Raw genomic sequence first — 17,529 nt, forward strand, 5'->3', positions numbered from 1 at the left:
ACCGGGCATTCCTTTTGCCTCAGCAGCTACGCGGCGACCTCTGACGGCACCACGCTGCAGTCCGCCGTCGAGCCCGCGAGCTGTGGGGCCCAGCCGTCCGTTCCCTGCAGGTACGTCCTGACCGTGTAGGTGCCCGCCTCAGCCGAGGGCAGCTGCGGACGGTCGGGGGTTACCTGCGCACCGGGCCCGCGGTTGTTGTGCTCGTGGAACCGTGCCTCCCGCCAGGAGAAGCCGCTCATGTCCGTCCAGGGTGTCCCGGCAATGTGCGCGCCGAGCCAGGAGTCCCTGACCAGGACCTGGGCCACTGCGTCCGGGTCACCGCCGGCGTGCCACGGCCTGCCCAGGTGGACGCTGTTCGCCGCGGCATCCGAGACGAGCCGGCACTGGTCAAAGAGGTAGCCGTACCTGATGGACAGATCCAGGCTCCCTGCCGACACATAGCCGTTGTTCGTGGCCGACCCGCGGTCCAGGGACCTGACCTCGCAGCCGCTGAAGACAGCGGTCCCGCGGCCGAAGATGAAGTCAACGTCCCCTTCCACATAGCAGCCGTCGAAGTAGAACCGGGCAGGAACGCCCGCCCCCGGCGAGTTGACCAGCAGGGTGTCCTGGTTGCCCAGGCACCTGACGTTGGACAGCACCGAGCGGTCACCTGTGATGTGCAGGGCGACGGCCTGGCGGTCCTTGATCCCCGTGTTGGCGGCCTCGTCGAAATCGTTGCTGAACGTCAGGTTCGTGGCCACGAAGTCCGGCCCGTCGATCCGGACCGATGCGCTGCCTGAGGTGCCGAAGTTCCCGGTGCCGTCCGGCTTGGGTGTGCCGGAGGCGTTGTTGTAAACGAGCACCACATCCTCCGGCCTGCTGCCCTGGCCGATGAAGGAGATCCGCGGCTTGTTCCCCGGCACCCGCACCATCTCCCGGTAGGTGCCGGGCTGGATCCTGATGACCGTGCGCTGGAGGCTGTCCGCGGGAACGGAGTCGACGGCGGACTGTACGGTGGCGAACGTCCGGCCCGGCCCGACGTCGAGCGTTACCGGGACGTCAATGGGACGTTCGGCCGGCCAGTACATTGCCAGCAGGGGGTCGATGGCGGCGTCAATATTCAGGAAGTAGCCCGGCGGCACAATCTGTTTGGACTGCAGCTCGCGTGCCACGAGGCGGGCCACGGCCACGGCGCCGGCGGCCTGGAAATGCGTGTTGTCCTCCGAGCCTTGCGGATACTGCGGGTGCTCGCCGGGGGCCAGGAAAAGGAAGTGCTCCTTGGTTCCTTCCGGCCCCAGCTGCTGCCACAGTTCCTTGGAGGAACCGGTCAGGTCCACCAGCGGAGTACCGGACGCCGCGGCGAGTTCCCGCACGGCCTGGGGATACGCGCCGTGGGAATCCTGGGCATTCCCGAAGGAATCAAAGCGGCGGCGTTCGACGGAGGTGACCAGGACCGGCTTGCCTCCGCGTGCTCTGGCACCGTCGACATACCGGCTCAGGTACTCCTTGAATGTGGTGTCCGGGAGTGTGCCCCGGGCAGGGTCCGCCACTTTCTCGTCATTGTGGCCGAAGGAGATCAGCAGGTAGTCGCCCGGCTGGATCAGGGACAGGACGCGGTCCAGCTTTCCGGTGTCGGCGAAGCTCTTGGAGGAGGCGCCGGACCATGCGTAGTCAAACACGGTTGCCTGCGGCCCCAGCAGCAGCGGCAGCGCCTGTCCCCAGCCGGCGCGGGGGCGTTCGGACTGCTGGTACGCCGACGACGTCGAGTCCCCGACGACGAAGATGACCGGTTTGGTGCGGGGTTCCGCGGGGTCAGGGACGGTTTGGGTGACGGCTTTCGCGGCGCCCGTTCCCGAGAAGGCCATGGCTCCTGCGGTGAGCCCCAGGGTGGCCAGGACGCTGCGCCGGTTCGGCAGAAGGGCGGCCATCAGAGTTCCCCTCCTGCCGTGAAGATCGGGCCGGTGGAATCCTGGAGCAGGGTCGGCACAGCCTGGGCAGGGTGGACCCGGGTGCGGAGGACAGGTGTCCAGGACGTGTCCCCGGACAACTGGTCCACGGGCGCTGCGGCGGCGTTGTACGCGCCGCGAAGGTCCGTGATCTTGCCGTTGACTGCGTTGGCGGTGGTGGTGATTGCCGTTCCCTTGAAGCGCCGGATGATGTTCGCGGCGTCGATCCCGGCCGGAAGGGTGAAGGCATTGGCCTCGGCGTGGACGTGGGAGTCGAATCCTGCGCCCAGCGTGTACGTGTAGGGGACGGTGCTGTCTTCGGTCACCTTGAAGTGGTTGTTGTACACGTCCACCTGGCCGAAGCGGACGCGCGGGGCGCGCTGGCCGACGTTTTCGAACACGTTGTGGTGGATGGTGACACGCAGCTTGCCGGGGTCCCCGCGGGTGGGCGAATCGGTGGAGCCGATCAGGAGCAGCTTGTCATGGTCGGCGAAGCGGTTGAAGGACATTGTCACCAGGTCCGAGCCGTTGGTGACGTCGACGGCGCCGTCGTGCACCTGGTAGTGGCGGCCGAAGTAGAGCGGCTGGGAGCTGTCAAGGTTGGGTGCGTCGGTGAACTCGTTGTGGTCGATCCAGACGTGCGTGGCTTGGTTGATGACCTGGAGCAGATCGTATTCGCTGTTCCAGTTGCCCTCGGCGCCGTCGGTCGGATCCCAGGCAGGGAAGCAGTCGGCGGCGTCCCGCACGGTGAGGTTCCGGACGATCACATTGGTGGCGCCGTTGATGCGTAGTGCTGCACCGGAGATGCCGCTGTCCGGGGTGGCGCCGACGATGGTGGTGTTGCTTGGAATGTCCCATCGGATGTTTTTCGCCTGGTTGGCGGCGGCGATGCGCCTGGCGCTTTCCTGCGGACCTGCCGGCGCCTGGCCGCGCCCGTAGGTGGCCGGGTCGAAGTCCTGAAGGTACTGGGACAGGCTGTAGCCGGTGCTTTCGGCGTAGTTTTCGCAGGTCAGCGGTGAACCGTCAGGCGCCGTGTTGGCGTCGATGGTTCCGTGGACCCGGACAATCTTGGGCTGGGTGCCGGCGGCAGCGAACGCAGCCAGCAGTTCTGCTTTCGTGGAGACGTCGTAGACGTGGGCGTCCTCCGCAGCTGTTCCACCGGTAGTGCCGGTTCCTTCGGAAGCCCAGCCGTTCCCCTGGGAAAGAACCTGGCGCTCCAGCGGGGTTTGGGCGGTCTGGGCGGCGGGGTCAGCCACCGGGTTGGGGGAGGCCCCGGCGGGAGCCGAAATGATCAGTGCCCCTGCCACGGCCAGGGCTGCGGGCATGGATAAGTACGTACTGCGTCTTCGCATGTTCTCTCTTCCGTCATTGGAATGAACTGCGCTCCGGTCCGGCGGCAACTATGACGACGGTCACTGCGGAGCGCTGAGAAGGACACTACCCAGAAAGCGGTTTCTCGGCAACACCCCTGATTGCGACGGGGTTGTCGTGGCTGGTCAAAGGCCTGACCTGGCCGGATCCCCGGCGGTGAGCTGACAGCGGCGGGCGCTTCCCGCCGTCGTCCGTTTTCCGGTCCAAACTTTGCATCCCGTCCGGTTAGTGGATAGCGTGTGAGGCGTGTCACCGACCAGTGGCACATGCTTATGATCTGCGGCGGGAGAGTCCTGCCGGTACGTTTCAGCAGGCGCCGTAGGAGCAAATCCTCCCCAGGAATCTCTCAGGCCCACGTACCGCCGCGGCAAGGCAACTCTGGAAAGCAGTCCGGGAAACCGGGCTCACCGACGGGGCAAGTGGCGCGCTGCTGAGAGCAGGGCAAAGCGGAAACTCTCAGGTCCAATACAGAGCGGGGAGGAACCCGAATCATCGTGGCGCCTTTGCGGCCACCAAAGTGATGGAGTTCCTCAATGACCGTTCCACCGTCCATTTCCGACGACCGCCCGGCCGCGCCCACCAGAATCGAAATCATCCCCACCGAGGGAATCGTGGAGCGCGTCGCGGCCAAGGTGCCGCTGACCACACCGATCACCGTGACGTGCCTGCCCCATCACGGCATTGAGCGGACCATGCGCGCCGCCGTGCAGCTGAGCGCGCTCGGCTACAAAGCCATCCCGCACCTCGCCGCCCGGAGCCTGCAGAGCCGCGCCGAGCTGACCGGAATCCTTCGTGAATGCGACGCTGCCGGCATCGGCGAGGTGTTCGTGATCGGCGGGGACCGGAAGAGGCCCGCCGGTATCTACGAGTCCGCCCTTCCGGTGCTGGAAGACATCGCCCAGTACACGGGCGGGACGATGCGGGCGGGCATCGCGGGATACCCCGAGGGCCACCCCGCTGTTGGCCCGGTGGACGTGCTGGACGCCCTGCTGGCCAAGCAGCACCTGGCCTCGCACGTGGTCACGCAGATGTGCTTCTCAGCCACGGCAATCCTCGACTTCGCTGCGCTCCTGCGCCGTGAAGGCGTGGCGCTGCCAGTCTGGGCCGGCGTGGCCGGGTCCGTGCCGCGGACCAAGCTGGTCTCGCTGGGAACCCAGATCGGCGTCGGAAGTTCCCTGAAGTTCCTCAGCCGCAAGGGCCCGCTTGCCCGCAAGCTCCTGGGCGGGGAGCGGTACTCGCCAGACTCCCTGATTGCCGGGCTGGAAAGCACACCCGGCAGCATCGCGGGCATCCACCTCTACAGCTTCAACAGCCTCGATTCGGTACCCGGCGGGCCGGACCAGGCCCCCGCCCCAACAGGGCTCGGGGCAGTCTTGCTTGCCGGGCCGGCGCGTGAGGCCTGAGTCCGTAACAGGCCTGCCGCACTGGCGCCGTCGTCAGGTTTGACCGGTGCGCCACGGCGAGAGCCGCGGCCACCAACCGGGGACGTTGCGCCGGTAGTCGAGGTACTGCTCGCCATACGTCCGGGAGAGGGTCGGCTCCTCGTAGCCCTTCACGAATGCGACCACCGCGGCGAGGACGATCACGGCGTAGAGCGCGAGCCGCCAGCTGCCGAACAGCAGCGCCTGGCCGAGGATGATGGTGAGCACCGCGAGGTACATCGGATTGCGCACGAACCGGTAGGCCCCTGTCACGACGAGCGTCTCGGTCGGAGCGACCGGAGCGGGCGTTCCGCGGTGCAGGGCGAACAGCGCGAACGCGTGCAGGAGGACAGCCGCCCCGATAACGATCGCGATCCAGGCGGCCGGCACGAGGACCCCGGCCGCGCCTCCCCAGTCGTACCACCGCCAGCCGGAGATGATCCATGGGATGAGGCCCGCGACGACGCCGGGTGCGAGGAAAAGGAAAACGATCGTCCCGATCCACGCGCGTGCGGGCGATTTTGCCTGGGCCATGTGCGTCAGGCTAGCTCCATTCCTCCCACCGCGCGAGGGGGTGGAGTTCAGGCACCTGCGGGCAGCAAAGCACTGACTGCGGCTGGTTTTGGAAGTAGATGATAAGTATGCTTCCAATTTGATACTAAGCATGCTTATGGTAGGGCTCACACCGCACCGCAGCCGGCATCCCCTACTTTCGCCCTCAGTTCATTCCAGTTATCAGATCAAAAAGTAAGGAAACTCCATGTACCTGCATACACAGCTTTTGATCAACGAAATCGCCGCAGATGAGCCGGATCCCGCAGCGGCCAATGCGCTCCAGGAAGGACTCGGCGGGCAGTTCGGCGAGATGCGCACCATGATGCAGTACCTGTTCCAGAGCATGAACTTCCGCGGTGACGCCGCCGCCAAGCCCTACAAGGACCTGCTTCAGGGAGTCGGCACCGAGGAGATCAGCCATGTTGAGCTGATCGGCACCACCATCTCCCAGCTCCTGGATGGTTCCCCGAGGTACCAGGGCAAAAAGACGGACCCCGTGGATGAGCCCGGCGCCAAGGGTGCCACGCCGCTGAAGATCGCGCTGGACACAGGCAACATCCACCACTACCTGGTGGGCGCGCAGGGCGCGTTGCCGGTGGATGCAGCCGGCAACCCGTGGAGCGGATCCTATGTGTACAACAGCGGAAACCTGGTCCTGGACCTGCTGTACAACCTGATGCTGGAATCCACCGGCCGGCTGCAGAAGTGCCGGATCTACGAAATGACGGAGAACAAGACCGCGCGGTCCACCATCGCCTACCTGATCGTCCGCGACCAGGCGCATGAGAACGCCTTCGCCAAGGCGCTGGAAAGCCTGGGCGTGAACTGGGGCAAGGTGCTGCCCATCCCCAAGACCAACGCCGAGCAGTTCCCTGAGGTCAAGAAGCTGCTGGACCTGGGGCTGCAGAGCATCCAGTACACGTTCAGCGCGGACAACCTCAGTGAAGCCGGGAAGCTCTACCGGGGAGCCTCGCCCTCCAACGACGGCACCGAGCTCAGCACGGACGTCATGCCCGAAGGCTTCCCCATGGCCATCTCGCCGGAACGCCGGGAGGAATTCGCCCCCGGACTGGATCCGGACCTGCTTGCCCTGATCCAGGCCACCGCGGAAGTGGAGCTCAAGGACCCGGACAATCCCAAGGAGCCCGCGAAGAAGGCGGCAACCGCCCCGAAGGGGAGCCGGAAGAAGTAGGCAACCCTGGCGGCCTTAGGCCGCAATCAAAACGGAAACGGACGACGGCGGGACCTCCGCCGTCGTCCGTTTGCTTGGCGATCGTGGGCACCAAGGTCCGGGCGAAGCTACCTTTGGTAGGAAAGCGGAACTGCCACCCAGAGGACACGAATGATCCAGCCGACACCGCCCCGCTGCACCTACCTGGCCTCGATCTCCGTCCGGGTTGGTCCCGCCATCGAAATAGGGGAAACGTCCGAGGGGATCCGCCGCGTCATCCCGATCCTCGGCGGAACCGTCACGGGCCCTGAACTTTCCGGCAGGGTACTTCCGGCCGGAGCCGATTTCCAGGTGCTGCGGACCCCCACCACCACGGAGATGGACGCGAAGTACGTCCTGGAGACGGACGACGGCGACCGGATCTATGTGAGCAACTCAGCCATCCGCACGGGCTCGGCCGAAGACATCGCGGCGCTGGTGGCAGGGGTGCCTGTGGACCCGGAACGGATCTACTTCCGCTCCACGCCCCGGTTCGCCGCGGCCGGCCGGTGGTCCTGGCTCAGCACGCGCATTTTTGTCGCCTCCGGAATCAGGCTCCCTGACGAGGTGAAGCTGGATGTGTTTATGGTCGAGTGACGGGCCGGCGCGGGTAGCATCGGAGCATCCGGCCCTCTAAGAGTGGAGTAACCCATGCAGCTCGGCGCGTTTTCGATCAGCCTCACCGTCAAGGACATCGCAGCTTCTGCCGCGTTCTACGAGAAACTGGGCTTCAGCAGCTTCGGCGGCGACATCACCCAGAACTGGCTGATCCTCAAAAACGGCGAGACGGTGATCGGCCTGTTCCAGGGGATGTTCGAAAAGAACATGCTCACGTTCAACCCGGGCTGGAACCAGAACGCGGAGGCAGTGGATTCGTTCACCGATGTGCGCGAACTCCAGCGGGAACTGAAAGCCGGCGGGACGGAGTTCGTTGCCGAGGCGGACGAGTCAACGACGGGCCCGGCGAGCTTCATCGTGGTGGACCCGGACGGCAACCCGGTGCTCGTCGACCAGCACGTCTGACCTGCAAGGCACTCCGCACTAAACGCCAGACCCAACGCGGGGTCACTTTTGGCCCGATAAGTCCCCATTATTGGGCGGTAAGTGACCCCGCGTTGCAAGGTTAGTGCCAGAGGACGACGGCGGGAGGTCCCGCCGTCGTCCGTTCACCTCCGCCGCGAAAGCAGCGGGGAGGGGTGGCCCGAAGGCGGAGTCACTTTTGGCCCGATAAGGGCCCATTATTGGGCAGTAAGTGACCCCGCGTTGCAAGGTTAGTGCCAGAGTCCGAGCGCAAACTCCGCGATCACCGTGGAGAGCAGGAAGGACGCCGTGATGGCCACCAGCCCCACGGGGATGATCTTCCAGCCGATGTTCTTCAGCAGCGGGATGTCCTTGCCCAGCGACAGGCCAGCCAGCGTCAGCATCACCGTGGCGATGGACAGGAAATCGACCGTCTTGATGATGGTGGTCAGCGATTCCGCGGCGAAGAACCACGGGCTGGAGATGTACGCACCGATGGTGGTGATGTAGACGATCGCCGAGATCTTCTTCGTGACCTTCGCCAGTGCAATGCTGACCAGGACCAGGGCGAGCATGATCCCGTACCCGGCAACGATCGAGAGGCTGAGCCCCTTGGCCGCCACCGACGCCGTGCCGATGCCAAGGACGGTGAGGACTGACAGGGACAGCCAGAGCGGGAGCTTGATGGCTGCCGAGGATTCGGCCACCTTCTCGCGGAACCGCCGGTTTTCCTCGGCCTGGGCATCGTCCCGGTCAATATCGGCCTGGCTGCGCACTGCGCCGCCGCCGGCGGCAACCGCAGCGGCCTCGCGGGTCTGCCTGCGGGTGAGGAGCTTGTAGAAACGGTCAGCCAGCGGCAGCGCAATGTAGATGCCTACGTACACGCCAAGGATGGTGGTGATCAGGTTGGACACCGCCGCCATGCCCAGGATCGCTTCCTGGTCCCCGGGATAGGCCGCGATGATGCTGGCAGACGACGCCGCCATCATGGAGCCGGATCCCACGCCGGCGCCCATCGCCAGGGCCAGCGGATCGAAAATCTTCCAGTTGGCCACCAGCGAGGTGAGCAGCGTGATGAACACGGCGCCGAACAGCGTTCCAAAAACGTACATCGCCAGCACGCCGCGGTACTGGTCCGAATCGGGACCGTACTTTTCGGAGACCATGGCGAAGGACGGCTCGCGGTCCAGGGAGAAGGTGGCTCCCACCGTTGCCTTGCCCATCCGGAGCAGGACGGCCAGGGGGAGGGCCAGCGCGATGGTGCCCAGCAGGTGCCCCACTTCCTGGAGCAGCAGCGCCGGGCCGGCCTTGAGCAGGCTGGGGAGGCTGGGGCCGATGTTGAACGCCAGCCTTGCCACCAGCAGCAGCACGGCCACGCCCACCAGGGCCGCGGCGATCCGCTGCAGGTCCAGGCCCAGGGGCTTGAACTTCTGGATGGAGACCAGAAGGCCCAGGATGAGGCCCCAGACCATGGGGAAGATGACGATGGCGCCGATTCCGATGTCGATCTTGGCCTGGCCGATGAACTGTACGGCCAGCGCGATGACAAACGCCAGCGCGGCGACCGGCAGGGTCAGCCGGGCACCAGCTTTGTCGATCCGCGGAGTTTTGGTGCTGGTACTCATGATGTGCCTTCCTGGGTGACAGTACGACGGCGGTATGCCGCTTGGATGAAGCGTTCCCGTTCGGTGGGGGTTGAGGCAGCGGCGGCAACGGTCCAGGCCAGCGCGGTGGCTGCCTCGAACATCACGCCGTACGCCTCGGGGGTGTCGGCAAGCGCGGCGAACGCGTGCGAATGGATGGCGACGTTGGCGCCGGGAATGCTGAGCCACGGATGCAGGGACGGGATGACCTGGGAGATGTTGCCCATGTCCGTTGACCCGCCGCTGAGGCCGGCCGAGGGGGACGTGTCCTTGCCGAACGCGTCCATCGCCTCCGTCCAGTGCGCCGCGAGCGCGTCGTCCTGGAGCAGGGGTTCGTAGAGCGGTTCCGTTGCCTCGATGGCCAGCGTGGTTCCGGTGGCCAGGGCCGCCCCTTCGAAGCAGCGGCGGACCCGCTCGAGCAGCGCCTCGTACTCCGGCAGGGTGAAGGCCCGGCACTCAAACTGGACCACCGCCCGGTCCGGAATGATGTTGGTGACGTGTCCGGCCTCGGCAACGTACAGTGCCACGCGGTGGTCGCCGGGTATCTGCTGGCGGAGCAGCCCCACGGCCACCTGGCTCAGCACGGCAGCATCGGCGGCGTTGACGGCCAGGTGCGGGGCGGCCGCGGCGTGCGCGGCCTTCCCGGTGAAGGTCGCCTTGTACCGGCCTACCGCCTGGGCGCTGGTGCCGGCCGGGTTGTACGTCAGGCCGTCCTGGACCGGGTGGACCATCAAAGCCAGCCCGACGCCGTCGAACGCTCCCTGCTCCAGCATGAGCACCTTGCCGCCGCCGTGCTCCTCGGCGGGAGTGCCGATGGCCTTCAGCGTGATGCCGAGTTCGTCCACGAACGGCTGCAGGGCGAGGGCGGCGGCCACGGAGGCGCCGGCGATCAGGTTGTGCCCGCACGCGTGGCCGATGTCCGGGAGCGCGTCGTATTCCACGCACAGCGCCACCGTCAGTTCGCCGCTGCCTGCGCTCGCGGTAAACGCGGTGGGCAGGCCGCCGGTGCCACGTTCCACGGCGAAGCCGCCTTCTTCCAGCAGGGCTGCGATTGCCTCGGCGGAGCGGACCTCCTCGAAGGAGATTTCCTTGTGGGCGTGGATTTCGCGGGCCAGGGCCTGGACGCGGGGTTTCCAGGTGTCGACGCCGTCAGCGAGGGCGGTGCGGAGGGCCGCGTTTGCGGGGGTGGTGTCTGTCAGTTCCATCAGTACCTGCCTCTGGTTGAACGCATAATGACGCCTTAGTAGGACAGCGACGGGAAGGGGGAGCCTGCCGCGCGGGTGGGCACCCAGATGGCCTTCGTCTGGGTGTACTCGTCCAGGACGCCGGGGCCGGAAGAGCGGCCGTGGCCGGAATCGCCGAAGCCGCCGAACGGGACCGCCACGTGGATGGTTTTGTAGGAGTTGATCCAGAACGTGCCGGCCTTCACCTCGCGGGCAATGTGGTGGGCACGCGAAACATCCGAGGTCCACACCGCGCCGGCCAGGCCGAAGCTGGTGTTGTTGGCCCGGGCGATGGCCTCCGCTTCCGTGTCGAACGCGTCCGCGCCCACCACCGGGCCGAAGACCTCCGTGGTTTCGAGGCGGTTCGACGGCGTGACGCCGTCCAGCAGGGTGGGCATGACCCAATGCCCGCCAGCCAGCGCGGACCCGGCCAGCGCCTCCGGAAGCGTGGCCCCGGTGACCCGGCGGCCGCCGTCGTGCATTCCTGCCTCGATGAGCGTGTTGACGGTGGCGAACTGCTGGGCCGTGATGATGGGGCCCACCTCGGTGTCCGCGCTGAGCGGGTCGCCCACGCGCAGCCGGGCGGCCTTCGCGGCGACCATTTCGACGAACCGGGCGTGCACGCTGCGCTCCACCAGGAGCCGTGAGCCGGCGACGCAGGACTGCCCGGCGCCGGAGAAAATCGCCGAGATGGCGCCGTCCGCGGCACGGTCCAGGTCGGCGTCGGCGAACACGATGTTGGCGCTCTTGCCGCCGAGTTCCAGCAGGGCGGGAATGCCGGCTTGCGCTGCCGCGACCGCCACCCGGCGCCCGGTGGGGACGGAGCCGATGAAGCTGACCTTCCCGACGCGCCGGTCGGTGGTGAGGATGGCGCCGACGGTCTGGCCCAGCCCTGCGGCGACGTTGAACACGCCTGCCGGGAGCCCCGCCTCGTGGGCCAGCTGGGCGAGCCGGACCGAGGAGGCCGGGGTGAATTCGCTGGGCTTGATGATCACGGCGTTGCCGGCGGCCAGCGGGGCAGCGGAGTTCCAGCCGGCGGTGAACAGGGGAGCGTTCCAGGGGGTGATGGCGACGACGACGCCCCAGGGAACGCGCTCGGTGTACGTGTGCCAGTTGCCGGGAACGGGGATGGTCTGGCCGGTCAGCTTGTCCGCCCAGCCGGCGTAATAGCCGAACATCTCGGCCACTTTGGCGGCTTCGACGCGGGCGTCGCGGATGGGCTTCCCGGTGGTGGCGGACTCAAGGATGGCGAGTTCCTCGCCGTGCGCCTCGACAACGCGGCTGACATTGCGGAGGATGGCTGCCCGCTCGAAACCGTTCAGCGCGGCCCAGACAGCCGCGCCCGCCGTCGAGCTTTCCAGGATGGCGTTGGCGCCCTCGGCGCCGGGGTCGGCGTAGGTGGCAAAGGGTTCGCCGGTGGCCGCCGCGGTGAGGGTGATGCTTTCGCCGCTGCCGGTGACGACTTTGCCGTCAACGAAGGCGCCGAGGCCTGAAGGGAAGGCTCCGTCCAGGACGGCGCGGGCGGTGGCTGCCGAGGAGGAGGTGGGTGCTGTGGTGATGCTCAATGTGGGGGTTCCTTTGAAGCTGGGGGCTGGGAGTTTAGGCGACTGGGTTGCCGGGGGCGCCGGCGGGCGTGATGGCCGGGGCCACGGTCCTGGCGATTTCGGTGAAGTCGGCGCGCGGTCCGAGGACGGCGAGGGCGTCCTGCCACTGGCCGGCAACGGCGGCGAGCAGCGCCGGTTTTTCACCGATCTGGCCGGCGACCTCCACGGCGAGGGCGGCATCGCGTGCCATCAGGCCGAGGGAGAAGCCTGAATCGTGGGTGCCGCTGAGGACCCAGTTGGGATACATGTTGGCGGAGACTTTGCTGCCGCCGGAGGCTTCGCTGATGCTGGCGGCGGCCGTGGCGGGATCGATGCCGTAGGCCTTGGCCACACCGAGGGCCTCACCCACGGAAACCAGGTTGGCCGCGGCCAGGACGTTGTTGAGGAGCTTGACCACGTTGCCGCTGCCGGGGCCGCCGATGTGGCTGTACTTGCCGCCGGTGAGGGCCAGCAGGACGGGCTCGGCCGCCGTGAGGGCTGCGTCGGTTGCGCCGACGAACGCGCTCAGCGAACCCGTGGCTGCGCCGTCGCGGCCGCCGGAGACCGGGGCGTCCACGAAGGCCGCGCCCTGGGCTTCGGCGAGTTCTGCCATGTGCTTGCTGGTGCCCGGTTCGGAGGTGGTGGTGTCGATGATCGCGACTGTTCCGGGTGCTGCCAGGAGCTGCGGGACGGTGGTTTCCACCATGCTGGCCGCGGGCAGGGAGAGGACTGCATAGGGGGTTCCGGCGACGTCCTCGAGGGTGGCGGTGGTTTTGATCCCGGCCTCGGCAGCGGCGGCCCGGGCGCTGTCGAACGGGTCAAAGCCGGTGACGTCCCAGCCGGCGCGGTGGAGGGTGGCGGCCATCGCCCCGCCCATGGCGCCGAGGCCAATGACGGCGATGCGGCGGTTGGTTGTGGTGTTCATAAAACTGCTCCTGGAATCTGTGGGGCTGTGCGTCTGTGGGTCTGTGGGTCTGTGCGTCTGTGGGTCTGGGGGGCAACGCGGGGTCACTTTTGACCCAATAAACGCCCAATATTGGGTGCTAAGTGACCCCGCGTTGGGTTGGGCGCGGGGGAGAAGGGGTCAGTCGAGGTAGATGTCGAGGTCTTTCCACAGCTGCTGGGTGCGGCGGATGGCGGTGCGGCTGCGTTCGGGGTGCGCCGCCTCCATCCCCGCCAGCAGGCCGTAGACCAGCGAGTTTGCGGCGGTGACGGACTGGAAGAACGAGATTCCTTCCGAGGCCACCACCAGGAGGTGGTCCGCCGCGGCAGCCAGGCGCCCGCGGCGCATGTCGCTGATGGCAATCACAGTTGCGCCTGCCTCCTTGGCCGCCTCGGCGGTGACAATGATCTGCCGGATGGAGCGCCACATGTTGATGACCACCAGGACATCCCCGGCACCGAGGGTGTTGGTGCTGGAGGCGAGGTGGACGCCGCCGCGGTTCTCCAGCGAGATGGGGTAGCCCATCGTGGAGCCGAGGTGTGCCATCACGCTGGCGGGGCCGGCAAACGAGCCAAGCCCGACGACGGTGATGGACTTCGCGGCGGCCATCGCCGCGATGGCGGCCTCGGCGTCGTCGGCCGTGTTGGAGTCCAGGGTGAGGCGGAGGTTTTCGATGTCGTGGTTGATCGCGTCGTGCAGGGGGCTGCGGTGTTCGCCGTGCTCGGTCAGGGTGTCCTCGGTGGAGATCATCACCAGGTAGCGGGAGCGCAGTTCGCGCTGGAGGTCCGGCCAGCCGCGGTAGCCCAGGTGCTGGGCTGCGCGGACCACTGTGGAGTTGTTGACGTCGGCCCGCTGCGCGATTTCAGCGATGTCGGCGTACGAGGAAAGCTGCGGATTGCGGCCGATCACATCCACCACCCGGCTCTGGGCCTTGGACAGCGGAACGTCCGGCAGCACGTCGCCGAGCCAGGCGTGCGTGAGGTTCCCGGCGCTTGTGGCGCCCGCCGCGTTGGCTTCAAGATCGACTGCGTTGGTGTTCAATCCGGACCTCTTCTGTAACGTGGCTCACCATGCAAGGCTGATTGCATTAAATGTACTCTGCAATTTCGATTGCGGAAAGAGGTTTTGGTTTCCGCCTTGTAAATCATCGTTGTGGTAGGCGCAGAACAGGGCCACCATGATCGTATGAACGCTGAAAAACCGGAGGCCGGGGAGCTGAGTCTTCCCCAGGCATTCCTTCTCCTCGCAACGAACGACAAGGACGGCGAGTCGGACGTGCCGCAGGCCGTGCTCAAAGCCGGTTTGGCCGGGGCAATCCTCGCCGAACTGGATCTGCTCGGCGCAATCGAGCTGCAGGGCAAGCATGTGAGGGCCACCGGCGCCGCACCCCAGACCGACTTCCAGCACCAGCTGGAACTGATCCGGGAGAAGTCGCGGCCGCATACGCCGAAGCGCTGGGTCTCGATGCTGGAGAGCCGGGCCGAACTGCACCGTGTTTATGAGGGGATGGCGTCGCTGGGGATCGTGGAGCATGTGGGCGAAAGGCACCTGGGCCTGTTCAAGACCACCAGGTACCCGGAGCGGAATCACGCACCGGAAGCGGCACTCCTTGAGAAGGTCAGGGCCGCGCTCGGCGGTACCGCCTCCGGGCAGGGAATGTCCGACGGCGGGATGTCACCTTCCGGTGCGTCGGATCCCCGGACCACAGCACTGGTTGGTCTGCTGTACTCGGCGGAGCTGCTCGGCAAGGTTTTCCCGGGTGCAGACCAAAGCCGGGCCAGGGAGCTGGCTCATGAACTTTGGCCGTCCCGCGCGGTGGCGGACGAACTGCGGATGATCAGGCTGGCGGAATCGGAGGCCGCAACGTAACTAGACGGCCTGGCTGCTGCTAACCGGCCTCGCTGACCGGCGCCGGCTGCATGCCCCAGGTCATCTTCCGGATGGTCTCGCGCTGGAGTCCGCTCAGCGCGGCGAGCTCGTAGTCATCCATGACCCCGAGCCGGCGGGCGGTGGCCAGGAGTTTTACGCGCCGCCCCTCGAGGGCGGCCTTCGTCTCCTCCAGCCCGGCCAGCTCCGCCTTCAGGCCGCCGATCACTGCCAGGTGCTGGTCTGCCGGGACGCCGGACGGGAACAGGTCCTCGGACGACAGGCCGATGGTCCGCACCGCCCAGCGGGAGAGTTCCGCGGCGCCGGCGAGGCGGGTCACCTTCATGCCGTCGCAGAGAGCCTGGGCGACCTGCTGGTTCAGCCGGACGGACAGGGCGCGGATGCTGCTCGCATTGAAGGAAAGCCGCCGCCGCTCCTCCCGGAGCTGTGAGCGGATCCGATCCGCCTGGACAGCAGCCGTATCAGGCTTCCGCTTGCCCCGGTAACGGTAGCCGCCGCCGTCGGCATGGGTCGTAAAGGGCAAAAACACTCCTCGGTCGGGATCCCGCCAAGCGGGCCAGCTTACCTAGAAGGCTAGGCAGGACGGCCCGGCTGCGGAAATACCAATAGTGCGTGGAGCCATAACCGGAACGTGTGGCTGGCGGCGCCGGCGGGCGGTAAAACAGTGCCAGCGGACCGCCGTCGTTCATCCAGCCATAAGGGACGCTTATCCGTCCACGCACTTTAGGTCTTATCCAGACCCGGCGGAATTCCTTAGTGTCGAAGGAACTGAGTACCGCTTTCTCCTGAGCCCCTAGGAAGAGACCATGTCTGAATTTGCACCTGCAACGCGGGTATCCCGCATCAAGTCCTCCGCGAGTGTGGCCGCCGCGGCCCGCGTGCGGGAGCTGAAGGCAGAAGGGCGCCGGATCCTGGACCTGACGGTCGGCGAGCCGGACTTCGACACTCCGGAGCACATCAAGGCGGCTGCCGTCGAAGCCATCAGCCACGGGGAGACCAAGTACACCTCCGTCACCGGAACCCCCGCCCTGCAGCACGCCATCCTGCAGACCATCGAGCTGCGCACCGGCCTGCACTACACCCCGGCCGAGATCACCATCGGCGGCGGCGCGAAGCAGGTCATCTTCACGGCCTTCATGGCATCCCTGGACGCCGGTGACGAAGTGATTGTGCCCGCCCCCTACTGGGTCTCCTACCCGGACATGGTGCTCGCGAACGAGGGCACCCCCGTGGTGGTGCCCTGCGGCGAGGACGTCGGCTTCAAACTCACGCCGGAAGCCCTCGCAGCAGCCCTCAACGACAGCACCAAATGGGTCATCCTGAACACACCCTCCAACCCCACCGGTGCCGTGTACTCCCCGGCGGAACTGCGGGCGCTCGCGGACGTCCTCGCCGGATTCCCGCACGTCTACGTCCTCACCGACGAAATCTACGACCAGATCTACTTTGGCGAAGGCCGGCTGACCAGCCTGGTGGAAGTCGCTCCGGAGCTGAAGGACCGCATCCTCGCCGTCAACGGTGTGTCCAAGGCCTACGCCATGACCGGCTGGCGGCTGGGCTACGCGGCCGGGCCCGCCCCGCTGATCGCCGCGATCAACAAGCTCCAGTCCCAGATCTCCTCGTGCCCGTCCTCGGTGAGCCAGGCCGCCGGCGCCGCCGCACTCACCGGCGACCAGGCCTTCGTCCGGGACAGCGTGGAAATTTACCGCAGCCGGCGGGACAAGGCAGTTGCCGGGCTCAACGCCGTCGAGGGCCTGTCATGCGCGACGCCGGAAGGCGCCTTCTACGCCTACGTCAACTGCGCCGGGGCCATCGGGAAGGCGACGCCGGACGGCACCCTCATCCGCGATGACCAGGACTTTGTCCTCTACCTGCTGGACCATGCGTCGGTGGCGGCGATCCCCGGCTCCGCCTACGGACTGGGCCCCTACTTCCGCATTTCCTATGCGACCAGCCTCGACATCATCGAGGAATCTGTCGCTGCCATCGACAAAGCCGTCCAAGCCCTCGTCTGACCCGCACCCACTGAAGGAAATCACCATGATCCATGTAAAGACCACTATCGACCGCCCCGACGCCGACGCCGTCAGCCGCCTGGCGAAGTTCTCCTCGGCCACCATCCACGAGGCCCAGGGCCGCAAGGGCGCCCTCAGCTCCAAGATCAAGCCGATCGACCGGGCCATGTCCTTCTGCGGCCCCGCCGTCACCGTCCGCTGCGCACCCAGGGACAACCTCATGCTGCAGGTGGCCATCCACTACGCCGAAGCCGGAGACGTCATCCTCGCCGCGGCAGGGGAGTTCGAGGAAGCCGGCACGTTCGGCGACGTCCTCGGCAACGCCATGAAGGCCAAGGGCCTGGCCGGACTCGTAACCGATTCAGGTGTCCGTGACACCCAGGACCTCATCGAACTGGGCCTGCCCGTCTTCTCCGGCAGCATCTCCATCAAGGGCACCGTGAAGGAAACCATCGGCCCCATCAACCACCCGGTGGTCTTCGGTGACGAAATCATCTACCCCGGCGACGTCCTCCGCGGCGACGCTGACGGAGTTGTAGTGGTCCGCAAGGACGAGATCGAGGAAGTCATCCGCCTCTCGCAGGAACGTGACGACGCCGAGCGCGAACTCATCAGCCTGTACAAGGCCGGCGGCACCACCATCGACCTGTGCAACCTCACCGAGGTCCTGAAGGCCAAGGGCCTGCTCGTCGAACAGGCCTAGCAGCGACAAAGTGCCGCCGCACGGGAGGAA

16 protein-coding genes and 1 riboswitch are annotated in these 17,529 nt (G+C 66.7%); of the genes, 7 read left to right on the top strand and 9 right to left on the bottom strand.

The features are described from left to right. Nucleotides 1-26 precede the first annotated feature (26 nt). Nucleotides 27-1,907 carry a pectinesterase family protein gene (locus J2X42_RS18275; protein ID WP_310167269.1) on the bottom strand — a complete coding sequence of 627 codons (1,881 nt, stop codon included), beginning with the start codon at nt 1,905-1,907 and terminating at the stop codon, nt 27-29. Continuing rightward, the gene (locus J2X42_RS18280) at nt 1,907-3,250 is read right to left on the bottom strand and encodes a polysaccharide lyase family 1 protein (RefSeq protein WP_310167270.1); all 1,344 of its coding nucleotides are present in this window, start codon (nt 3,248-3,250) and stop codon (nt 1,907-1,909) included. The genes J2X42_RS18275 and J2X42_RS18280 overlap by 1 nt, the downstream gene beginning before the upstream one ends. Before the next feature lie 319 nt (nt 3,251-3,569). Continuing rightward, nucleotides 3,570-3,668, top strand: a riboswitch (glycine riboswitch). Nucleotides 3,669-3,829: 161 nt separating this feature from the next. Here J2X42_RS18280 and J2X42_RS18285 point away from each other — a divergent pair. Beyond that, the gene (locus tag J2X42_RS18285; RefSeq protein WP_310167271.1) at nt 3,830-4,699 is read left to right on the top strand and encodes a methylenetetrahydrofolate reductase; all 870 of its coding nucleotides are present in this window, start codon (nt 3,830-3,832) and stop codon (nt 4,697-4,699) included. Between the two features lie 33 nt (nt 4,700-4,732). Here the strand turns inward: J2X42_RS18285 and J2X42_RS18290 are convergent, their stop codons facing one another. Next, the gene (locus tag J2X42_RS18290; RefSeq protein WP_310167273.1) at nt 4,733-5,251 is read right to left on the bottom strand and encodes an isoprenylcysteine carboxylmethyltransferase family protein; all 519 of its coding nucleotides are present in this window, start codon (nt 5,249-5,251) and stop codon (nt 4,733-4,735) included. Between the two features lie 226 nt (nt 5,252-5,477). On the opposite strand from J2X42_RS18290, the gene J2X42_RS18295 reads away from it, so the two are divergent. The 3 genes from J2X42_RS18295 to J2X42_RS18305 all read left to right on the top strand — a co-directional run bounded on the left by J2X42_RS18295 (nt 5,478) and on the right by J2X42_RS18305 (nt 7,505). Next, the gene (locus tag J2X42_RS18295) at nt 5,478-6,464 is read left to right on the top strand and encodes a manganese catalase family protein (protein WP_310167274.1); all 987 of its coding nucleotides are present in this window, start codon (nt 5,478-5,480) and stop codon (nt 6,462-6,464) included. Between the two features lie 150 nt (nt 6,465-6,614). Next, nucleotides 6,615-7,079, top strand: coding sequence for a DUF3237 domain-containing protein (locus J2X42_RS18300; protein ID WP_310167275.1), 465 nt, complete (start codon nt 6,615-6,617; stop codon nt 7,077-7,079). 54 nt (nt 7,080-7,133) lie between these two features. Then, entirely contained in the window at nt 7,134-7,505 is a 372-nt protein-coding gene (locus J2X42_RS18305; RefSeq protein ID WP_310167276.1) for a VOC family protein, read from the top strand. A gap of 248 nt (nt 7,506-7,753) precedes the next feature. On the opposite strand, the gene J2X42_RS18310 is transcribed toward J2X42_RS18305, so the two are convergent. The 5 genes from J2X42_RS18310 to J2X42_RS18330 form a co-directional block, all read right to left on the bottom strand. Beyond that, entirely contained in the window at nt 7,754-9,127 is a 1,374-nt protein-coding gene (locus J2X42_RS18310; RefSeq protein ID WP_310167278.1) for a DUF3100 domain-containing protein, read from the bottom strand. Beyond that, entirely contained in the window at nt 9,124-10,350 is a 1,227-nt protein-coding gene (locus tag J2X42_RS18315) for an amidohydrolase (protein ID WP_310167279.1), read from the bottom strand. Before J2X42_RS18315 ends, J2X42_RS18310 begins: the two co-directional genes overlap by 4 nt. 35 nt (nt 10,351-10,385) lie before the next feature. After that, complete coding sequence (locus tag J2X42_RS18320) at nt 10,386-11,933, bottom strand: aldehyde dehydrogenase family protein (RefSeq protein ID WP_310167280.1); 1,548 nt, start codon at nt 11,931-11,933, stop codon at nt 10,386-10,388. A gap of 34 nt (nt 11,934-11,967) precedes the next feature. Next, entirely contained in the window at nt 11,968-12,876 is a 909-nt protein-coding gene (locus J2X42_RS18325; RefSeq protein WP_310167281.1) for an NAD(P)-dependent oxidoreductase, read from the bottom strand. A 159-nt stretch (nt 12,877-13,035) separates the two neighbouring features. Beyond that, entirely contained in the window at nt 13,036-13,935 is a 900-nt protein-coding gene (locus J2X42_RS18330) for a MurR/RpiR family transcriptional regulator (RefSeq protein ID WP_310167282.1), read from the bottom strand. Between the two features lie 144 nt (nt 13,936-14,079). On the opposite strand from J2X42_RS18330, the gene J2X42_RS18335 reads away from it, so the two are divergent. Further along, on the top strand, nt 14,080-14,763 hold the full coding sequence (locus J2X42_RS18335; RefSeq protein WP_310167283.1) for a GPP34 family phosphoprotein: 684 nt from the start codon (nt 14,080-14,082) through the stop codon (nt 14,761-14,763). Nucleotides 14,764-14,782: 19 nt separating this feature from the next. On the opposite strand, the gene J2X42_RS18340 is transcribed toward J2X42_RS18335, so the two are convergent. After that, nucleotides 14,783-15,304, bottom strand: a complete 522-nt coding sequence (locus J2X42_RS18340; protein ID WP_310167284.1) for a hypothetical protein — start codon at nt 15,302-15,304, stop codon at nt 14,783-14,785. Between the two features lie 283 nt (nt 15,305-15,587). Between J2X42_RS18340 and J2X42_RS18345 the strand changes: the two genes are divergently transcribed. Next, nucleotides 15,588-16,796, top strand: coding sequence for an aspartate transaminase (locus tag J2X42_RS18345; RefSeq protein WP_310167285.1), 1,209 nt, complete (start codon nt 15,588-15,590; stop codon nt 16,794-16,796). Nucleotides 16,797-16,821: 25 nt separating this feature from the next. Next, on the top strand, nt 16,822-17,499 hold the full coding sequence (locus J2X42_RS18350) for a 4-carboxy-4-hydroxy-2-oxoadipate aldolase/oxaloacetate decarboxylase (RefSeq protein ID WP_310167286.1): 678 nt from the start codon (nt 16,822-16,824) through the stop codon (nt 17,497-17,499). Nucleotides 17,500-17,529: the final 30 nt, after the last annotated feature.

The organism is Arthrobacter sp. BE255 (assembly GCF_031457335.1).
Lineage (GTDB): Bacteria > Actinomycetota > Actinomycetes > Actinomycetales > Micrococcaceae > Arthrobacter.